The 22,321-nt window shown below is 55.0% G+C and carries 9 protein-coding genes; 3 read left to right on the forward strand and 6 right to left on the reverse strand.

Features of this window, described 5'->3' with window-relative positions; translation table 11 throughout:
• Window positions 1-7: 7 nt before the first annotated feature.
• From N1689_RS07775 to N1689_RS07800, 6 genes are all read right to left on the reverse strand, one after another.
• Window positions 8-286, reverse strand: coding sequence for a YrhB family protein (locus tag N1689_RS07775; RefSeq protein ID WP_260058441.1), 279 nt, complete (start codon window positions 284-286; stop codon window positions 8-10).
• Window positions 286-12,186, reverse strand: a complete 11,901-nt coding sequence (locus N1689_RS07780) for a hemagglutinin repeat-containing protein (RefSeq protein ID WP_260058442.1) — start codon at window positions 12,184-12,186, stop codon at window positions 286-288. Before N1689_RS07780 ends, N1689_RS07775 begins: the two co-directional genes overlap by 1 nt.
• A gap of 15 nt (window positions 12,187-12,201) precedes the next feature.
• Window positions 12,202-13,869 (reverse strand): ShlB/FhaC/HecB family hemolysin secretion/activation protein, encoded by a 1,668-nt coding sequence (locus N1689_RS07785; protein WP_260058444.1) that lies wholly within the window; start codon window positions 13,867-13,869, stop codon window positions 12,202-12,204.
• Window positions 13,870-14,277: 408 nt separating this feature from the next.
• Window positions 14,278-14,433 (reverse strand): hypothetical protein, encoded by a 156-nt coding sequence (locus N1689_RS07790; protein WP_202605085.1) that lies wholly within the window; start codon window positions 14,431-14,433, stop codon window positions 14,278-14,280.
• Between the two features lie 144 nt (window positions 14,434-14,577).
• Window positions 14,578-15,690, reverse strand: coding sequence for a beta-propeller fold lactonase family protein (locus N1689_RS07795; protein ID WP_253419077.1), 1,113 nt, complete (start codon window positions 15,688-15,690; stop codon window positions 14,578-14,580).
• 197 nt (window positions 15,691-15,887) lie between these two features.
• Window positions 15,888-17,297 (reverse strand): EmmdR/YeeO family multidrug/toxin efflux MATE transporter, encoded by a 1,410-nt coding sequence (locus N1689_RS07800; protein WP_161736528.1) that lies wholly within the window; start codon window positions 17,295-17,297, stop codon window positions 15,888-15,890.
• Between the two features lie 462 nt (window positions 17,298-17,759).
• Here N1689_RS07800 and N1689_RS07805 point away from each other — a divergent pair, with 462 nt between their 5' ends.
• The 3 genes from N1689_RS07805 to N1689_RS07815 all read left to right on the forward strand — a co-directional run bounded on the left by N1689_RS07805 (window position 17,760) and on the right by N1689_RS07815 (window position 22,118).
• On the forward strand, window positions 17,760-19,214 hold the full coding sequence (locus N1689_RS07805; RefSeq protein WP_260058447.1) for an AMP nucleosidase: 1,455 nt from the start codon (window positions 17,760-17,762) through the stop codon (window positions 19,212-19,214).
• 1,550 nt (window positions 19,215-20,764) lie between these two features.
• On the forward strand, window positions 20,765-21,448 hold the full coding sequence (locus N1689_RS07810) for a helix-turn-helix transcriptional regulator (protein WP_260058448.1): 684 nt from the start codon (window positions 20,765-20,767) through the stop codon (window positions 21,446-21,448).
• A gap of 4 nt (window positions 21,449-21,452) precedes the next feature.
• Window positions 21,453-22,118, forward strand: coding sequence for a PAS domain-containing protein (locus N1689_RS07815; protein ID WP_260058449.1), 666 nt, complete (start codon window positions 21,453-21,455; stop codon window positions 22,116-22,118).
• Window positions 22,119-22,321: the final 203 nt, after the last annotated feature.

Here is a 22,321-nt window from a genome sequence, read left to right on the forward strand (position 1 = left end):
GATATTTCTAACTTAGATTATTTTTCTTTTCTTCGTATTCTTGTAAATACTTTTCAATAGGATACGCCGTCCCAAGTTCATGTATTTCACCTGTATCTTTATCAACAAGAAATGGCGAATTACCTACGAGTTGAGCAGAAAACTCTCCCGTCTCCAGATATTCTCGAGATTGAAAACAAAAAAACCATCCTTCAGAAAAACGTCCCTGAAGGGTAATAACAACCGGAATATCAGTATTTTTTAAATATTCCGTCGCTTTTTCTACGGCCTCGCTAAAATTAACCATTAGTTCGTCCTCAATAATTGGAATGATTTAAACTGGCTGAGATCAGCAGACTTACCTGTTTGCCCATCAAGGAATCGAACTGTTCCGTTCTGGTTTACAACATTAAACACATGTCCAGGTTGACCTGGCCCATATGAACCAAAAACAATTCCTCGGGAACCAGAGCCTGCACTTGACATTTGCTGTGTAATGCTTTCGGACGAAGAAATATATTTAAATTTCGTCCCATATTGGTTTTCCAAAACGGCCAACGGGATACCGTTATTATGATTCACAGGCAACGCCGATGCAGGATTTCCAGCCAAAGTAGCATCAGTGGCAACAGAACAGTTCACACAGTTATGTGTTCTCCCTGGTTCCGGGTATCCTGGGTTAACATTTTTTATAGAGCCAGCATTCTCACCACTTGCTCCTATACCCTTCATTCCATAAATCGCGCCACCAATCGCCGCCGTGGTATGAACGCCAGCCATCGCGGTATAAAGGCCGTCTGCTGTTTCCTTACTCACACCCCAGTTTTCAGCGATACGGTTAACATTAGCTTCACGCTCCGCTTTCGCATCCGCCGAGGCATACTGCCACATCAGCGCGTCAACATGACCTTTCCCTTCTTTATATACGCTGCCCATCGTGCCGATATATTGGCCGTCGAGTTGCTGGTCATAGCTCTTCGACATCGCTGCCAGTTCCTGCCGCATTCCCTGGCAGGCTGCTGAAGAAAGTCCTTTACAGGCTGAGTCTAGCGCTGCATCGAATGCCTTGTCCTTCGCATTCAGGTCACTGATTAACCTCTCTGCCTGCTGTTTCTTTTCACCGTCCAGATAAGGCAGTGACCACTTCGCATCCTGACGTTTCTTATCGTCTGTGGCTGACAGCGCATTATTCTCAACCGCATTCTTTCCGGCAACCGCCCCCTGAATGCCACCCTCAACAGAACCGGATGCTAAACCCGCAGACAACTGCGCGGCTAACTGGCCGAGCGCGCTGACAACCTGCTTCTCATCCTGCGTCAGTTCGCTGGCCTGCTTGCCGGGATACATTGATCTGATGATCGCTCTGGCCATCAGCTCGCCACCTGCCGCCCCGGCTGCGCCCGCTGTTGCGCTGTTACCCGCCAGCTGAGCCAGCACTGCACCGGCGACCGCGTGCGCCATAGTGTTAGCCAGGACGTTAGTCTGCTCCTGTCCGTTAACAAATGTGCTGGTAGCGTGCTTGATTTTATTGGCGATATACGGTGCCATCCCACCTGCTGCGGCTGCACCCAGGTTACTTGCGCCAAGGCCACCCAGCACGCCCGTCACGGCTGCTGCTGCCATGGAATAGCTGCCGCCTGTGCCCCACTTTTCTGCAACCGCCTTATATCCCGCATCTTTTACAATCAGATCGTTTAATGCCGCCCTGGATAAAGTGGCATTTTGCGGGTTCGCTTTTAGCAACCGTTCTAAGGTCTCTTTTTCAGCTGCCTGCATTTGATAGCTGCTGACATCGCCTGCTACACGCTGGCCCAGCTCCTGAATTCCCTGGGCGAACTCTAGCTTGCTGGCGACTTTATCTTTGTCGAATATCTTATCGATATGACCGTTGGCGTTATCGGTATCTCTGCTCAGGTCCGCGACGTTCTGTATCTGAGCCTGACCGCTACGTACCGTTATGGAACCGTCCGACACGGCTGAACGGGTGGTGCCGGATGCACTGCCATGAGTATTTGCAGAGGTGGGTATCGCGCCCCCTGACATTTGCTTTTGTTCATAGCCTCCACTCATGCTGATCGATGAGCTGCTGGCTTTGTAAGAAGCGTGGTTGTCGATGTCAGACCAGCCCAGCGTAACGGTGGAGAGCGCATTGTTCGCGGACTGCGCCGTTGAGGCGATCACCGCGCCATTCAGCTGGGTGTGGTTGCCAACATAGATGTCATAGCCACCATTCCCTGCAAACAGGCCGCTCTGATCGCCGACGCTGGCATACTCACTGTTCACTTTGCTCTGGCTCAGACTGAGGCCAGCGGAGCCGGTCATACTGCCGAACGTGAAGCTGAATCCACCGCTGGCACTTTGCTGTTTGCTTTGATAATCATCGGTATCCTGCAGGCTGGTCATTGTGAGGTCATGACCAACATCAGCAACAATCCGGTTACCCAGTGCCTGCGCGCCAGACAGCACGGTATCGTTGCCGCTGCTCAGGGTGAGGTCATTGCTGGCGTTCACCCGGCTGTTCACGTAATCGGTGGTTTTGCCGTTCTCCTTGCCGCTGGCCATAAAACCGCTGGCCTGCACACCAATGCCTGTATCTTTACCTATTGCGACATGAATGCCGCCACTCCAGCCAGACGCTTTATTGCTGCTCTTCTGTTCGGTGTTATTGGTTGCCGCCGTGAGGTTAAGATCGTGCACCGCAGCAAGCGTGACATTTTTGCCGGTAATGCCGCTGCCCGAAAGTGTAATATCACCGCTGCTGCCGTTAGCGCCGGTCGCCACCACGGCAATGTTGCCGCCGCCATTCAGTGAACTACCTTTTACAGCATTGGCATTATATTCCGATGAGGATTTACTCTTACTCGCGCCGACGCTGAGCTCAATTTTAATCCCTGCCTGGTTCATATTGCCGTTTGCCAGCGCCTGACCAGACTGCATGGCTTTTCCGCCAGACATCGCCCAGCCACTTTCCAGAGCTTTTACCGCACCCAGGGCTTTAAGGCGACCGTCGCCCGCCTCGCTGGCAGACTTTGCCTGTTCTCCAAGGCTTAATAAGGCATCGGTAATTGGGCTGGTAAGCTGAAGGGTTAAGCCACTTTTCTTCTGCTCATACACCTGACGACGACTGACAAGATCATTGCCCGTATCAATATCAACGGAGCCGCCAACCACGCTGATATCTTTTTTAGCGATGACATCTGAGCCGCTGATGTGGGCATTATTACCGGCGATCAGCGTGACGCTTCCGCCAGTGCTGCCTACGGCGCTGGCGCTCTGGCTTTGGGTAGTGCCGTCGCGATTAAGCTGCTGACGAGTAGAAGCGCTACCGAAAGTCACGCCTATACTCCCGCCGCTCATCATGCCGCTCTTTTTGGTTTCTTTCAGGCTATAGCTATGCGCCTCTTCAGTGGCCGCGGTGATTGCAAGATCACGTCCTGCCTTCAGCGCAACGTTGTTATCGCCTACTACGCTGGAACCTGTCACAGTCACATCACGTCCGGCGACGATCGCGACATTGTTTCCACTTAACGCCGAAGACTGTTCAGTTGTTGCTGAGTTTTCATGAATTGTGTGTGTGGTTTTTTTAGAGAAGAGCTTTTTCTTAACTTTTGTATCTTCGTCGTAGTGATAATCGCTTTCGGTTGCCGTAGTGATAGCCACGTCGCGTCCTGCCTGGACAGCAAGATCGCCTCGCGCATCCACTCTCGCCGCTTCCGCGACCATATTCCGGCCCGCTTTAACCGCAGTACTCCCACCGCTGGCAATTTCAGTGCCCTGCTGGCGTACTGACTCATTAATCTCGATCTTCTTCCCGGATTTGTAGCTATTGCCAGAACCCGTTTCAGCCGCCAGCAGATTGACGTCACGTCCCGCCTGCAAGGTAACGTCTTTGTCTGCAGCGATGCCTGCCGCCTGGCTATTAAGGTCGCGTCCGGCCTGAAGGGCTAAATCGCCGCCACTGGTCAGCGTCGTGCGATCCAGCCCGGTTGAATGGGTTTCACGTTTACCCTTCACATCATTCTGGCTGGTCGTCGCGCTGTTGAGATTAAGATCGTTACCGGCTGCCAGCGCCGCGTTTTTACCTGCGCTAATGCTGCTGGCGGTAACAGTCAGATCGTGGCCCGCCTGCATCGCCATGTTGCCGCCTGCGGCGATCTGGCTGCCGACTGTGGTGACGGTGGTTGTGCTGGTCGCATCCACCTTTTGCCAGCGATTTCCGAAGCCGGATTGCGCGCTGCCAGTGACGTTCTGATTGCCGGTGATTGCAATATCATTCCAGGCGTTCAGCAGCAGATCGCCACCCGCTTTGAGGTTAGCGCCGGTGACGGTAATATCGTTGCCCGCCTTAAGACTCAGAGAATCCAGTGACGTGATGCTCGCCGTTGGCCCGCTCAGAGTTTCGGTATAGGATTTCTTCGCACCCTTACCGTTGTCTGCATCCAGATGCCAGAGCTGTGATATGGTCAGGTTGTTGATGTCACCGTTAACACTCTCCAGTGCCACCTTTTTACCGCTGATAGTCGCGCTGACGTTGTTGATATCGTTCAGTGCGCTAAGTTGCAGGTCACCACCCGCATGGAGCAGACCGGCGTTGAGGTTACTGAGCGTATTCTGGCTGTCGATGGTCAGATCGTTTTTGGCCATCACGCTACTGCCGGTGTTGGTAACGTTCCCGCCGTTCAGCGTCACGTTGTTCCCGGCAATGACGCTGCCATCACGTATTTCCACATCTTTAGTCGACAGATAGAGCTTCGGCACCATCACCGTTTCACCGTTGATCGTGGTGGCTTCCCACCAGAGCATGCTCTTGTCTAAAGAGGCGAGTTGCTCAGCGGAGAGTGAGACACCGAACTCCAGTCCCAGCGACTGCTGCGCCGCCGCTGCGTTGTCCATCAGATAGCGCATCTGGGCAAGATCGGATCCCAGTCCATTGATATAGCGATTACCGGTCTGGTTCAATACCGCATTGCTGACGTAGCGGGTATCAAATGCCGCATCACCGAGAAAACGATAATCATAATAGGGCTTCAGGTTCAGGCGATCGAGCATGTACGAGGAGCCAAGGAAAGCCTTCTCATCGGTATACTGAGGACGTGTTTCCTGTAATGGCGTGGTGGCAGGCTGTTTGCCGAGTTTTGCATTCAGCTCGCCGAACAGGCTCTGATCCAGCTGGCCCAGGTCATTGAGTTTAGGGTTAACGGTAATCAGATAGCGGCTATTGGTGTTCGACGTGACAAAGTAGCCGTTTTCACCCGAAGGTAATGGATAGGCGCTGATATCAACCTCAGCGGCCTTATAGTTATGCAGCGACGCAGGATCCTGAGCAGCGTTCGTCAGGTTAATGGCTTTACCCAGCGCTGCGTTGTTTTTACCCGCATTTGTATATTGCGTCAGCGATGCGCTGCCCTGTGATGCGGTTTCCAGCGCACCTGCGCCATTGACCTGCTGCAACGCATTCTGGAGCTGATCGCGCCATTGCGGCGTATTGATTGCGGCTTTGTCGGCAGCAGCCAGTTGCTGATGAGACTGCGCGCCTGCGGTGCCTGCTGCTGTTAGGCCGCGTAAAGCGGGGGCCGAAAGCGTATTACCGCTCCAGCCGGCATTCGCTGTGGTGTTGGTATTGCTGATATCGCCGCTGAAATTAGCAGAGACGTTGCCACCGGCCTGGATAACGGCGCGGTAGAGCTCTCCCGGAGTGAAACTCGTCCCTTGATCGGAAAGTTTATATGTTATTGATTTTACTTTCGGCTTATTGCGAGAGCCGGTAGTAGCATAAGTGTGTTGATAACCGTTGTCACTAGTGCTTGTATATAGATGTGCGTAATCAAATAGTATCCCTTCATACTTATAATTAAAATAAGTATTTTGTGTCCCAGCCTGCCAGGATTGGTTGTTTAATTGATTTCCGGATAAATATATATCTCTCTGCGCCAAAACATTACTGGCCTGATTATCAAATGAACCTGCCCTTATATTAATATCACGTCCTGCGGCTATACGAGATGCACCACCATTACTGGTGACGTTTATAGTGTTGCTTGATAAAGAAAAATTCCTGATCGCGGCTTCTTTTGTTGGCACATAATAATATGCTGTCGAAGTTTTACAACCTTGCCCATTTTTACCCCATGAATCACATGTTGTCCTTGAGTTTACGAATACTCCATATTCCTCTGGTTTAAATTCCGAGATTGGAACCTTTATCAGGTCTACGCCTAATCCCGTCTGGTTTGAAGCGCTATGCGTTTCAGAAACACTCAACCCATCCCTTGTATTCAGCAAATGTCTCGTATTAATCGTGATATCGCCGTTCTGCGTTTCGATGGTGCCGGAGTTATTAATCACCTCGCCGTTGGCGTTCCCCGCCGCGTCGCCCTGAAGCCACATACTGCCGCCTGCCAGCATATCGGCACGCTGGTTGCGAATGCTGTTGGCAAAAAGAGAGAGATTCCCCGCAGCATAGAGCAGCGCGTTGTTAACGATGCTGCCAGGTGCACTGAGCACCAGATCGCCGCGGGTACCGGTGAAACCGTCCAAAGTGATATCGCTGCGGCTGGCTAAGTTGATATTCCCGCCGCCCTGCAGGCTGCCATTTCCGTTCATGGCGATGCGGTTGCCGCTTAAGGCACTGTCACCCGAACCGGTAGTGAGCTGACCATTATTGGTGAGATCGCCGCCTGCACTCAGCGTCAGCGCCCCGCCCTGCATCGTGCCCTGGTTATCTATCGCGCCATTACTGCTGACGGTGAGTCGCCCGCCCGCAGCCAGCACATCGCGACCGGTAAAACCATTCGCGATTTCCAGCGTGGCGTTACCCAGCGCCACCACCTGACCGTTCTGGTCAAAGCCGTTGCTGTGAACCAGCAGGTCGCCGCCGCTAAACAGACGACCACTACCTTGCTGACCGACCTGAGCGGCCATCACACTTAGCCGGTTGTTACCCAGCAGCGTACCGTTGTTATTTACCTGCTGATAATTAATCTCAAGGTTGCCGCCCTGGGCTGTGCCCTGGTTGCTGAAGCCATTGCCGGTCAGCGTGCCCTGACCGTCGGCCAGCAGTGTGCCGTTGTTGCTGGCATTGGTCGCATTGAGAATCAGCTGCGACGCCTGCAACCAGCCGTTGTTATTCAACTGCGCCGTATTGAGTGTCTGCGCACCGCCCGAGAGCCACCGGCCATCATTTTGCGTTAAACCGGTAATCGTCGCGACACCGTTGCCACTGCCCTGAATCAGGCCATAGTTGAACAGTTCCGGCCCGGTCAGCGTCAGGGCATTTTGGGTGATCACGGTGCCGTTGCCGCCGTTGGTGATGCGTCCAACCGCATTGACCAGCAGGCTGTTGTCGCCCTGTAAGCGCCCGTTGTTATCCACCGCGCCCGAAGTGACCTGCAGGTCGCCGCCCTGCACGCGTCCGGCATTACTGAGCGACGATGACTGAAGCGTCAGCCTGCCCGCGCTGAGCAGCGTTTTATCCTGCTGCTGGGTCAGTGCGCCGTTAAGGCCCACCGTCAGCGCCTCGACACCGGTCACAGCCCCGTTATTGTTTAACGTGTCACCGCGCAGCGTCAGGTTTCTGGCAATCCATTCGCCCTGATTGGTCAGCGTCAATGCCTGCAGTGCCGCCGTGCCATTCGCCGAAATCTTGCTGCCCGCGCCCGCATCAAGGCGGTCCGCCAGAATCAGTTGCAGCGCATCAGCACTCTGGATCGCGCCATTATTGGTCAGTTGCCGGGCATTCAGCAGGATCTGCTGACCCTGCCAGTTGCCGTTATTCACAACGTCACCGCCGTTGATGTTCAGCGTGCCCTGCGTCAGCAGCGATCCACCCTGATTATTCACCAATTGACGTGCTGGCGCGGCCAGCGCCCTGAGCAGCATTCGTCCGCTCACCTGTGGCATCGCCGCAAACGTTAATGCCTGCAGTCCGATCAGGCTGCCCTGATTAATGACGCTGGCGGGTGTAATGGTCAGGGTTTTACCCTGCACCGATCCGCTGTTATTCAGCACGGCACCGTTCAGCGTCATTACCCCTTCACTGAGCAGTGAGCCGCTGTTGTTCAGCGTGCCAGCCGCAACCTGGGCTTTGTCCTGACTCATCAGAGAGCCGGTGTTATGCAGCTCATTGCTGACGCTGACCTTCAACTCTTTGCTGCCCAGCAGCGATCCCTGATGCAGCCAGTTGTCAGCAATAACCGTTGCCTGCTCGCCCTGCAGCACACCCTGCGTAGTGAGCTGGCCTGCATTGAGTGTCAGTGTTCCACCACTCAGCGTTTTGCCACCGGCTGATTGTGTGATGTTATCGGCCTGAGCAGTCAGCGCCGTGTTGCCCTGTAACAGACCGTCGTTGTTCAGGCTGGTGCTCTGAAACCCCAGCCGGTTCGCCATTATTTTGCCGCTATTGCGCAGCGTGCTGGCGTTCAGGTCGCCTTCTCCCTGACTGACCAGCGTGCCACTGTTGATCAGATCGCTGGCGATGTCAGCGCGCAAGGCGCTGATGCCATTGATGCTGCCGCGATTGGTGAGCGAATCCAGCGTGACGTCGAGTTGCTGACCCTGCCAGCTGCCATCATTGACCGCGCTACCGCCCTGAACGATCAGTCGATCGCCGCTCAGCAGCTGCCCATTGTTGTGATTGAGGGTCTGAGCAAATCCGAGATCCAGTAGCGTGTCGCCCTGGAGCAGCCCGCTGTTTTCCAGCGTATTACCGCTGGCGCTGAGTTGCTGTGCCGCAATCTGGCCGCTGTTACTGAGGGTTTTTGCCTGCAGGTCGGCCTGCTGGCCGGTCACGATCTGCCCCGTCCCGCTGTTCGTCAGCGTATCGCCAATCTGAAGAGTGAGGTTGTCACTCAACAGGCGCCCGCTATTGTTGAGACGGTTGCCGTTGACCGCAAGCTTACCGTTAACCTGCAGCAACCCGGCGTTATCCAGCTGATCTAAGGTCAGCGTCAGCGGTCCTCCGGCGATCAACTGCCCGCCATTAAGGTTATGCAGTTGCTGATGATCCAGCAGCAACGTGCTGTTGCCCTGCAGCAGTCCGGCGTTACTAAGCGTGGGTGCATGCAGGCTGAGGTTATCCGCCGCCAGTGTGCCCTGATTATTAATCTCTGCTGCCTGCAGATTCATCTGCTGCTGGCTAAGCAGACTGCCGCTGTTAGTCAGCGCACCGTTAATCACAGCGGTGAATGCTTTTCCGGCAAGAACAGTGCCGTCGTTCTGCAACGTCGCCGCGTTTACTGTCATCTCCCCGGCCTGCATTGCACCGTGGTTATTTAAAGCAATAAAGTCACCGTCCAGCGTTCCGTCACTGAGCAACTGGCCGCCCTGCTGATTGTCCAGCTGGCTGCCTTGCAGCGTAATCTGCTGATTACCCTGAATCAGGCCGCTGTTGATCATATCGCCGCGCAGCGACAGCACCTGTGCAATCAGCCAGCCGCTGTTATCGGTGTGGTCAGATTTCAGCGCGATGCCCTGCTGCCCCAGAATTTTGCCGCTATTGATCAGGGTATCGCTTTGCAGATCGGCGTCAGTCTCACTCAGGGCATTGCCGCTGTTCTGCCAGTGGTCAGTATTCACTGTCAGCTGCTTGCCCTGCACAAGTCCGCTGTTGTCCAGCGTCTGCTGTTTCACACTCAGCTGGCCTGCGCTCAGCAGCGTGCCGTTGTTGGTTAACGCGTTGCCCTGCAACGATAATGCCTTGTCGCCCTGGACCGTCCCGCTGTTAGTGATCTGACTGACATCACTGTTCAGCGTGCCGGCAGCCATCGTTCCCTGATTGATCAGCGCATCGCCCTGCAACCGGAGCTGATCATCTGCCAGCAATTTACCGCCCTGCTGATTATGTAAGTTTTTGAGTGTGGTGCTCAGGCTGGCAGCGTTGATCTCTCCGCTGTTGTTCAGCTGGTCGCCTGTGACAGTCAGTGTTTTGCTGCTGGTGATCAATCCGCTGTTATTGAGCTGTGGCAGCGCGAGGGCAAAGTCGTTGTCAGAGCTGATCGTACCCGCAGCCTGGTTATCCAGCTGCCCGGTATGGAAGGCGAGCAGCTGAATGCCCTTCAGCAGACCGCTATTAGTGATTTGCCCGGCGGTGAGAGTCAGATTGGGTGCAGTTAATGAACCTGTATTGCGCAGTTGCGCGCTGTTCAGGATCAGGGCGTTCTGACTGCTGATGGCGCCCTGATTTTCCAGCCAGCCACGGGCGGTCAACTGCGCGTCACCCCGGGCGGTGAACGAGCCGTTTTGCTGCAGCGTATCGGCGTTCATCACAACATCGCCATGACTCATCATCTCGCCGCTGTTAATCAGTGTCGGGGCATCAATTTGCAGGCGCTGACTGACCATTTTGCCGCTGTTGCTGAAGGTGTCAGCGATATTAAGCGTTGCATTCCCCTGCGCGGAGAGCGTGCCGTCCTGATTCAGACGACTAGCGGTGAGCAGGGCATCGCCGCTGCTGATCATTTTTCCGCTGTTGTCGAGCGTGTCGCTGGTTATATCCAGGCTATTTCCGCTCAGTTCACCGCTGTTACTTAACCGATCGGTGACTTTCAGCTGCAGTCTGCCCTGGGATGAGAGCGTTCCATCCTGCTGCAGGATGCCAGAGGTGATGTCTGTCTGCTGACTGCCCAGCAGATACCCGCTGTTAAGCAGCGATCCACTGTGGATATTCAGACTGCTCCCGCTCACTTCACCGCTGTTGTTCAGCGCGCCGGTAACGTTAAGCTGATTCGTGTTGCTGGCTGAAAGGGTGCCGCGTTGCTGCACGCTGTCTGCGGTGATCAGCGCATCGCCGCGGCTTAACAGCTTGCCCCCGTTATTGATTGACCCACTTTGAATGTTCAGGCTGCTGCCGCTGATCTCACCGTCATTGCTGAGCTGTCCGGCAACGATACTGTTATTACCCTGAGCCAGTAACATACCCTGCTGCCGCAGCGTGCTGGTGCGAACCTGCAGGTCACCCTGACTAATCAGGCTGCCACTGTTGATGATCTGTGCGGCCTGAAGATCAAGTTTCTTTCCAGCTGTCATCTGACCGCTATTCTGTAGCTGCGCGTTGGCAGAGAGCTGCATCGCGTCTGACGCATTGCCGCTGCTGCTGTTATCAATATCCAGAGCCTGGCCGCTGAGACGGGCAGTCTGGCCTGCCGTCAGGCTGCTGCCTTTAAGCGTTATCTGCCCCTGACTTTTCAGCTCGAGCGCCGCGTCGCTACCCAGTTTTGCGCCCGTTAAAGCAATATCCTGCTGCGCTGTCAGCGCGACATTGCCCCCGGCTTTATGTTCTCCCTGCAGGGCGATGCTGCTGCCTTTTACCGTCAGCGTGCCGCTGGTCAGGCTGTTGTTGATGCTTAAGCGACCCTGCGCATCCAGCACCATATCGCCCTGACGGGCATTCAGATTACCGAGATTAACGCCGACGCCGTTTTCGCTGGAGACCAGATGGATGCGGTTTGCGTACATGCCACCCAGCGCGCCGGTATCTACGGCGACCGCTGGCGCAGCACCTTCGCCCGCGATGGGTGTCACGCTGCCATCCGCACCAACCCGGTTTGCGCCCAGCGTCACATTAAGATCTTTGGCATGGATGCCCGCGTTGATTTCGGTTGCGCGCGCGATGATCGAGACAGCATCAGCCTGGCTGCCATCCAGTCCTTTACCCTCAATGCTGATTGTGCCTTTCGTCACCTCCAGCGATTGCAGATTGCCCTGCGCATCCAGCTGCGGTTTACCGGTAGTCAGCGTCACGTTTGGCGTATTGATAAAGCCGCAGCCGTTACAGGTAATGCCATAGGGGTTGGCGACCATAACATTGGCCGCTTTACCCGCCACTTCGGTGTAGCCCTGAAGCTGAGAACGGTTGGCCCCGACCACCTCGTTGATGATTGCCCTGGCTTCCTGCCCCGCTTTCAGATTCGGGTTGTTCTGGATGAGTCCACCCAGTTGCGTCTGCGTCAACCGGCCGGTTGTGTTGTTCAGGATCAACCCTTCCTGACCGACGTTGTAATTCTGATACTGGTTGTGCGACAGGCCCGCCGCATTCGGCGTCGCGATATTGATGACCGGCACGCCATTCCCGGCAGCATCCACCTGAGTACCCTGTGTCGCAGGCGTAATCGCGGCTGAAAAGGCGGGCAGCAGTGGCTGAAACGCGATCAGCGAGCAGATGAGATAGCTCAGCAGACGACGCGGCAGTGAAAGCGTTATTTGATCATCCATAATCGGGGCCTTTTTTTAGAAAACGAGTCCAATACGCGCGTAAACGCTGAGGCGGTCAGGCGCAAGGTAATCGGGATAGCTGACAGGGATGCCCAGCGACAGCTGAGTGGAGACATGCGCGTTACGGGTGCCAAGTCCCAGCGAACTGCCCCACAGCGTGCCTGCTGCGTAGCGATCCTGTTTGTCGCTCTGGAGCCACCCGCCGTCCAGCGCCAGGGTGGTGCTGACCTCGCCGATTGCAGGCAGGGTAAACAGCGAGTAATTCAGTTCGTTACGCAGATAGCCGCCAACATCGCCGGACAGGTATTGCTCCTTGTAGCCGCGAACCGAGTTCTCGCCACCAATCGTCAGGCGTTCGCTGCCATAGAGGCGATCCGGCGACCACTGAGCGTAAAAACTGCTGAGCCACCACATTTTCTGAGTAACTGGCCGCTGATAGCTGCTGCTGACGCTCCATTTGCGGAATTCAGCTTTCGGAAAATCGTCGCTTTTACCCTTGTCGCTTTCCGCATCAAACCACGGCATCCCGCGGCTCAGCATCGGGTTCAGGGTGGCCACCCCACCTGCAATTTTTTGCGTATGGTTAAAACCGATCTGCAGACTGGTCAGTTTGCGGCTGCTGCTTTGCAACAGCGTCTGGTTCAGCCAGTTATGGCTGACATAATGGTTCAGCCCGAGCTGAACGCCGGTTTTGATTTGCCCGTTGCGGAACAGCACCCACGAGCCGCTGATACGATTAGAGATGTTGTCGCCGTTGCTGTACCAGTCGAAGCTATTGGCGTTAAAGCGGCTGTGATAATTGCTCCAGCTATAGCTGTAATCCAGCAGCCCATAGCCATAAGGCACGCTGACGCCCGCCTGGAAATTTTGCGCGTCACGCCAGTCGCTGAAAGCGCTGCTGCGACCACCGCTGACAAACCAGCGATCGGCAATGCCCAACAGGTCATTACCCACCAGCGAGGCGGAAAGCTGACCAGTGCCCGTCGTTCGCTGGCCGCTGTTGTCCATATTCAGCCCCAGCGTCAGCGGGAATTCAGGCGTGCTGGTCAGATTGACGATGGAATAACCGGGCTTAGCTGACGGGATGATTTCAATCTGAACCGGCGTGGTACGCAGCCGGTTTATCTGCTCCATACCCTGTTCAATGTCGCGTAAATTTAAAATGCGACCGGCACGGGTCGGGAATGCCATTGTCAACTGACGTGAACGGACACCCTGCAACCGAATTTCTTCCAGCCTTCCCTCAAGCACGGTAATCGTTAAAATCCCGTGAGACAGGTTCTGTTCTGTCAGGAAGGCCCGGCTGGTGATATAGCCCCGCTGGACATACCATTCAGATATCTCGCGTACCAGCTGATTAATGCGCGCCAGACTCAGACACTGATTGATGTAAGGCGCGACGAGTTTCGCCTGCTTATCTGGCGTAATTAACGTCGCCTGTTGCAGGGTAATCTGGCGGATAGCGAAGCAGGGACCATGAGCAGGAACCGGCACTGATTGTTGCAGTTCAACCTGATGCGCCTGCGTTAACGCGTCGCGCTGCTGCTGATCCTGTTGCAGACGCTGCTGCTGCTGATTCTGAATAACGTCAAGGTCACCGGGCGTAACCGGCGCAGCCATGAGATGGCTGATAAAAAAACTGGCTCCGAAAACCAGCCACTTCCCTGTATGAGGCATTTTCATCGAAGTATTAACGGCACTTATTGTAAGTTTTGTGTAAGGACAGGCGTGCAGACTACCACCTTAACAATCAGAAGTTCCTTATTGACTTGAAAAAAAGATGTAATTTCAGAAAAAGTGAAATTATCGATAAATAATTAATCCTTAAATCAAATTCACAGCTTCCTTGCAACTTTCGCAGGATGCAGCTCTTTTTGATTGTTAAGGAAATGAAAGTATTGTCCTGCATGCTTAACTCTTTATTCTCGCAGGATTGTTGTTTCTTATAGCAGTACGGCGGTATTTACAGGTTTAAAAGCAGTGATGGAGATATCTTCGTGATCAGATATGAAGGTTCAAATGACACTCAGCCCTGAACGCAAAAAGGCCCGCAAAGAAGCGGGCCTTTAACCAGACAAAGCACAACAACCGTTATTTTTCATGATAACGATGCACTGCCGGATAGTATTCCAGTCCATAGAGCTGGCTTAGCGGCAGTAGCAGTTCAACGTTAATGTCATGGCTATGGGCATCCGCCGCAGGGCCGCTCAGCAGCTGTTCAAACCAGGCTATCAGTTTCTGTTTCATCTCGGGTTCTCCGCATCAGTTTATGCCCTGAGTAAACCCGCTTACGCGCCCGATCAGAACCAAAAATTTCTGCGCTGCTTATGCCGAAAATGGCATAACGCGCCTTGCCTGGCCCATCATCAGCTGCCGCGAGACACCGGCCGGTTACTGCGTTATCAGCGTCACCCAGTTTGCCCCTTTGCCAGCTGGTGCTTCCGCCACCCGTTTAAGTTCGCCGCTGGCCGGAGCGATGGCGTAGCTGCCAATCACGGCGCTCTTCTCTCCGCTGACGATCAGCCATTTGCCCTGGGCATCAATCGCGATACTGCGCGGCTGTTTTTCCACCGGCCAGCTGCCGATGAGTGTTAACTCCCCCGACGATTTATCTACCCGATAGCCGCTGACGGTACTGGAGGTGCGCTCGGTCACATAGATAAATTGTCCATCCGGCGTGATTCTGATGTCCGCCGCCCAGATGCGCGGCGTCGGATCGCTGTAACCCGCCGGGCGCTGCTCGCCATGCTGCAGGTTATATTTCTTCGCCACCGCATTGGGCCAGGTTTTTAATGGCGTCAGCGTGCCATCGGCTGCACGCCGGAACTGCGTAATGGTGCCGCTCATCTCCGCGAGGTTGTAGAGGAAGCGATTATCCGGCGATATCACCGAATGCCGCGCACCGCTGTTCTTCTCGCCCTGAACAAAACCGGTGCCCAGCGGCGTGATCGCCCCGTCACTGGCAAAAGCATATTGCAGCACCCGATCCGCGCCAAGGTTGCCAACGTAGAGCGAATGATTGCTGACGTCGGTGATCACCGAATGGGCATGCGGCCCGGTTTTCACTTCGCCCGTAACCTGGGTCGTCACAATGCCTTTATCATCAATCCGGTTGCTGGTGACGATATCGCTGTCATAGGAGGCGGCCAGCAGGTAGCGCCCGCGCTTATCGGTAGTGATCCAGGGAAAGCTGGCTTTAACCGGCGTCAACGCCAGTTTCTGCAGATCACCGTGTGGACGGGTGACGCGCCAGCTGATGATTGCGTAAGGCGGCGAGCGCAGCGCGCCATAGAGATGTTTACCATCCGGGCTGACCGCCAGCGGCATAATCTTTTTCCCGGCGGGCGTATCGCCCCGCCATTGCAGGCTGCCATTCGCCTCGCTGAGCTGATAGCGGGAAACCGTGCCGGATTCGGCATTCGACACATAAACAAAGGTTGTCGCCCACAGCGGGGGGCTACACAGCAGCGGCAGAAGTGCCAGCGCCGTTTTCAGACGGATCATAGGGTCACCTTGATAAGAAATGTCTGCGTCAATGCGCAGCAGGAATTACGCTAACCCTGTCTGATGAGACTGGCTTTGTGCAACTGACTGAAATTATACCTGAAAGTCTGGAGATGTGACGAAGATGTTATTTTTAAAGGCGGGGGCCTGAGAGGTGATGCCTTCCCCCGGTGCCAGGAGAAGGCATATGCTTGTTGCTACCCGGTTTTCGCGATCATTTTATAGTAACGGTTAAGCCACTTGCCGCTGTTAAGTCGCCACCAGAAGAAGATGCCACGCACCGTCCAGTCGAGGAACATCCCCAGCCAGACGCCGGTGACGCCCATCCCCAGCTGAATACCCAGCAGATAACCGACCACCACGCGCGCACACCACATGCTGAACATCGACACATACATAGTGTAGCGCGCATCACGTGCGCCCTTAAGTCCGGCAGGTAGCACCCATGACGCAGCCCATAGCGGCATAAACAGCGCATTCAGCCAGAGCAGATGTTTCGTTACGTTGATCACTTCCGGGTCGCTGGTATAGAACCGCGCCAGCAACCCGGCCAGCGGCACCGTCAGCAGCGCTATCGCGCTCAGGCACGCCGTTGCCAGCCAGAAAACATGCCGCACCTGTCGTTCCGCCTGAAAGACCTGATTTTTGCCCAGACGGGTACCGGTAATAATGGTCGATGCTGAACCCAGCGCATTGCCCGGCAGGTTGATCAGCGACGCAACCGAGAACGCGATAAAGTTACCCGCAATCTCACTGGTGCCCATGCCTGCCACAAACACCTGCGTCAGCAATTTACCGCCGTTGAACAGCACCGACTCGATACTGGCAGGCACACCTATACCTAATACTTCCATCAGAATGCTGCTGTTCCAGCGTCGGAAATAACTCGACAGCGTGATTTTCAGCGAGGCATTAAAGCCAATCATCAGCACGTAAATCACCGCGATCGCCCCGATATAACGGGTGATGGTCAGACCGAGTCCGGCGCCGACAAACCCCAAACCGTCCCATGAGAAGCAGCCATAGATCAGCACGCTACTGATAATGATGTTAAGGATGTTCATGCCGCCGTTAATCAGCATCGGAATTTTGGTGTTACCCGCGCCACGCAGCGCACCGCTGCCGATCAGCGTGATGGCCGCTGCCGGGTAGCTCCAGGCGGAGGTCTGCAGATAGCTCAGCGCCAGCGCTTTAACTTTAGGGTCGGCGGCACCGGCTATCGCATCAACGATGAGATGGCCCCAGAACTCAATGGCGATCACCAGCACAAAGGCGAGTATCGTCATCATCGCCAGCGACTGACGCGTGGCGGCACGGGCGCGCTTGCCGTTGCGTTTTGCCAGGCTGAACGCCACCACCACCGTGGTACCGAGATCGATAGCCGCAAAGAACGAGATGATCACCATATTGAAGCTGTCGGCCAGGCCAACGCCCGCCATTGCCTCTTTGCCCAGCCAGCTGACCAGGAAGGTGCTCAGTACGCCCATCAACAGCACACAGGCGTTCTCGAAGAAGATAGGCACTGCTAATGGCGATATTTCACGCCAGTAGAGCGTGCGATAAGAGCGGCGTTTCGGGTACCACGCCGTGCGCTTAATCGCCTGCATCACTGCTACGCCGGGATTTTGCAAAGGATTACCAAATCAGAAGAGACTGACGAGATCTAATGATGATAGTGGGCAGAGAAATATGCAAAGTCTTTCCGGGACAAATTAATCATGGTTACAAACTTTTTAGTTCAGATTCGGCAGATTCTGCCTCGCCGGGTCGTCCCCTGTAGCAAACCTGATTATTTCCGGGACGTTACGATCGCCTGTCAGCACGGTACTGCTGGCTGCGCTGCCGCTCTCTTGTCATATGCAGCGCAACAGACACGGCGGCATCGCCTGTTGCGATAATAAAGATTTTCTTAACGGATTCTCGTGGCGTGCGTTCCGGCTCAGTGCAGCACTGGTCAGATTACGCGCGTCGTTAGCGCAAAAAAAAGGCGATCACAGATTCTTCACCAATCTCTGCAACAAACCCGCTAAGCTTGGGGCAAATTGCGGAAAAAAATGGAAGGAGAAACCATGCCGACACTACGGAAAAACCTGACCAGCCAGCAGGCGCTGGATGAACTCGAACGCCTTTACGACGGTGCCGTTGATGCGCTGCGTACGGCGATTAAAGTGTTTACCGAAAACGGCACGCTGCCCGATGCCGCGGAACGGGAAAAGGGACTCTTTGTTTACCCGGAGCTGCGCATCACCTGGCACGGTGAAGGTCCACAGCAGAACCGCACGCGTGCCTGGGGCCGCTTTACCCATACCGGCAGTTACAGCACCACGGTCACCCGCCCGGCGCTGCTGCGCCACTATATTTCAGAACAGCTGGCGATGCTGGAGAAGGAATATGAGCTGGAGATCGACGTGGTGCCCTCCAGCCAGGAGATCCCCTATCCTTACGTGATCGACGGTTCCGATCTGTCGCTGGATCGCACCATGAGCGCCGGTATTGCGCGCCACTTCCCGACCACCGAGCTGTCACAGATTGGCGATGAGACCACCGACGGTCTGTTTCACGCCGACGCCAAATTCCCGCTGTCGCACTTCGATGCGCTGCGCACTGACTTCTCGCTGGCCCGTCTGCGTCACTACACCGGCACCAGCGTAGAGCACTTCCAGCCGTTTGTACTGTTCACTAACTACACCCGTTATGTCGACGAGTTTGTGCGCTGGGCAATTGAGCAGGTGCGCGATCCCAATACCCCTTACGACAGCCTGGCCTGTGCGGGTGATGTCGTGCTGACGGCCGACACCGCCGACAGCGAGTCGATGCTCTCGGATCTGGCGTGGAAGAAGCATCAGATGCCTGCCTGGCATCTCACCTCACCCAATCGCCGTGGCATTACGCTGATTAATATCGGTGTCGGCCCGTCGAATGCCAAAACCATCTGCGATCATCTGGCGGTGATGCGCCCGCACGCCTGGCTGATGATTGGTCACTGCGGCGGTCTGCGCGAGAGCCAGCGGATCGGCGACTATGTGCTGGCCCACGCCTATCTGCGTGACGATCACGTACTCGACAGCGTGCTGCCGCCAGACATCCCGGTGCCAAGCATTGCCGAAGTGCAGCGCGCACTGTATGACGCCACCAAGTCGGTGAGCGGCATGCCAGGCGAAGAGGTGAAACAGCGCCTGCGTACCGGCACCGTGGTGACTACCGACGATCGCAACTGGGAGTTGCGTTACTCCGCGTCGGCCCTGCGCTTTAACCTGAGCCGTGCGGTAGCGGTCGATATGGAGAGCGCCACCATTGCCGCGCAGGGCTATCGTTTCCGGGTGCCGTACGGCACGCTGCTGTGCGTCTCCGACAAGCCGCTGCACGGCGAGATTAAGTTACCCGGTCAGGCAAACCGCTTCTATGAGGGGGCGATTTCAGAGCATCTGCAGATTGGTATCCATGCGGTTGAACTGCTGCGCGCCGAAGGCGATAAGCTGCATTCGCGTAAACTGCGGACGTTTAATGAGCCGCCTTTCCGGTAGGTGTATCGCCGCTGGCTTGGGGAGGTTTGTTCGCTGCGTGAACGGGGCTGCTGCGCTGACGCTGAGGTGTTCGCTGCGCGAACAGGCTATGAGAGGAGTTTCGTTCGCCTCGCGGGCTACATGCGCTAATAACATGGTGTTCGCTGCGCGAACAGGCTCTGAGAGGGGTTTCGTTCACCTCGCGGGCTACATGCGCTAATAACATGGTGTTCGCTGCGCGAACAGGCTCTGGGAGGGGTTTCGTTCGCCTGAGCAGTTAGGCAGTTTCAGACCCGCCTCTGCAGGCGACCGACAAGGGGGCGCCAGTCGCCGCGCCCCCTTGACCCCGGGCTCCGGCCTGCTTCACCGCCGCTTCGCGGTCCCTTCGCTTCTTCCGGATTTCTGACGGAACGGCGGGACGCGCCATCCCTGGCGCGAACCCGCCTCTTCGCGACATCCCTGTCGCTCGTCCTGAAATCCCTCATCCGCTCAGCGGTTCTGACGGCCTCCCTCTCCCCGCTTTTATCTCTTCTTTTAATGTTGAGTAACTTTATCGTTTTACATTTCCGGGATTGGCTTTGGCTTTGGCTTTGGCTTTGGCTTTACAGGTCAGCAGACAACACAGCACCACAGTTAACACAAAGAAATCACAGGCGGGGGTTGGTGAGAGGCATCCGGAGCGCTGAGGAACAACCGGAGGCCAGGATGAGCCGACAGGACGTCGGCGAAAGGACGGTTCGCGCCAGGGATGGCGCGTCCGGACGGTCCGCTGGCCGCAGGGCGTGACGAAGGCACCCCGCAAAGCGGGGCGCGCAGGCAGCCGGACGCCGGGATTGTTAAGGGGCGGGCGTACGCCCCCTAAACGCGTCCGCCTGCACAGGCAACCTGAAACTCCCCATAGCCTGGCGGGCGTAACCTTCTCAGTGCCAGCCCGCTGCAAAGCGTAATTTTCTCACCGGCAGGGGTCTGCCAGAGGCATCCGCAGCGCTGAGGAACAACCGGAGGCCAGGATGAGCCGACAGGACGTCGGCGAAAGGACGGTTCACGCCAGGGATGGCGCGTCCGGCCGGTCCGCTGACCGCAGGGCGTGACGAGGGCACCCCGCAAAGCGTGGCGCGCAGGCAGCCGGACGCCGGGATTGTTAAGGGGCGGGCGTACGCCCCCTAAACGCGTCCGCCTGCACAGGCAACCTGAAACTCCCCCTCGCCTGGCGGGCGTAACCTGCTCAGTGTGCCGGCACCGCGCAACATAACCTTCTCAGCGTCAGCTCGCTCGAAAGCGAAATTTATGCGGACCACTAAGTCCTGTCATTAACCCTAATTAAATCCCGTAATTAATATGCCTCTTAAAACAAAAAGCCCATAACCTTTCGGTTATGGGCATACTTCTTTTTTTATTATACAGACAACTTTCCCTGCGCATTGGCTTGTGATATTACTTTCACACCCATCCCGGCTTGCATAAAGGTACAATTAAAGTACGGCACTTTATATAAAGTGTTATTACTTTGTAGGGTTATTAAGTTGCAAGGTCAATTTAATGTAGAGTAATGGAACTGTAAGGACACGCTCATGAAAGAAATTACATTACCTGCCAGGCTTATCAGGATGTTTGAAAACGATCCTGTTGTCGGCTGGGGAGTGAAGGACAATCAGTCCCACTTTGTTTATGTCAATAATACGTTCAAAAGCTGGCAGACGCTTTCAACGAAATTTGACTACGAAGGTCGCCATATCAGAGATATGCCTGTTCCGGTTGCAGAATTTGCTGACCTGTTCAGCCAGCAGGAGAGAGAGATAGAAAGAACTGGCCAGGCGGTAAGAGCGATTACCACACATATACAGGGCAAAGAGAAAATCATGCAGCCCGCATACAGCGTTCAGGAGCCACTGTATGACGACACGCATAACTGTATAGGTACACTGGTCAGCGTCAGGCATGTCAGGATCATCACACCGGGAGCGTTGCTGGACGGCAAAATAATTCAGCATGCGACTTTTGAATCGCCCTCATCCGTCTTCACAGAAAAAGAGTGGGAAGTCGTTTATCTGCTGGTCTGTGGCATGAACATAAAAGAAATAAGCAGCATCCTGGCAATTTCAGCCAACGCAGTTAATGGCAGACTCAGAAGTTGTTACAGAAAGACTGGCCTGAATTCGCTTTCCGCACTGACCGGCTATTGCCGTGACAATAAGTTAGACCACTATATTCCACCGTTCTTTCTGAAAAAAGGCCATATTATAATAAGAGGATGAACTGATGGTCAGAAAGCTGAATCCTGTTGAATATTACTTTGATCACTCGCTGTTTGGCTGGGCTATTAAAAACAGTGTCTCACGCTATGTTTATGCCAATAAGATTGCATGCAGTTATTTCAACGTTACGTCTGACACTATTGTGGGGACATTTGACACCGACCTGACGCCAGACATTAGCGATTATTACCACCATATTCTGCATGATGATAAAAAAATCCTGAATACAAAAGAAATGAGCATTGTGCTTAAGACTTTTGAATACGGAAAAGAGAACAGGCTGCGATCTTTTATGGTGGAGAAACGCCCATGGACGTTCAATGACGGAACCGATGGTATTATCTGTACCTACCTTGAGATCACCAATGTTTACTTTTCAACGTTCCTCCGGCCACGTGACAGAAGACCCTTTGTCTTTACCCGGCCCGCGAATATCTTCACCGACAAAGAATGGGAAGTGATTCTGCTACTGCTTTGTGGGGTAAAGCAGAACCTTATGCAAGGAATTCTTGGCATCAGTGCTCCGGCCCTTCGCAACCGGCTTATACGCTGTTACGACAAATCTGGTGCAACCAACAACGCTGCGTTGAAGGAGCATTGTATGCAGGAGGGGTGGGATAACTACATCCCGCCTTTTTTTCTGAACAAAGGATATGTGCTGATTACCTGAGGCGCAGAGGCTGGGTTTGTTCGCTGCGCGAACGGGCTGGCAGAAGAGCTGATGCTGGGATGTTCGCTGCGCGAACGGGCTCTGAGAGGGGTTTCGTTCGCCTGAGCAGTTGGGCAGTTTCAGTATCGCCTCTGCAGGCGACCGACAAGGGGCGCCAGTCGCCGCGCCCCTTGACCCCCGGCTCCGGCCTGCTTCACCGCCGC

Source organism: Pantoea sp. XY16, assembly GCF_025153065.1.
Lineage (GTDB): Bacteria > Pseudomonadota > Gammaproteobacteria > Enterobacterales > Enterobacteriaceae > Pantoea > Pantoea alfalfae.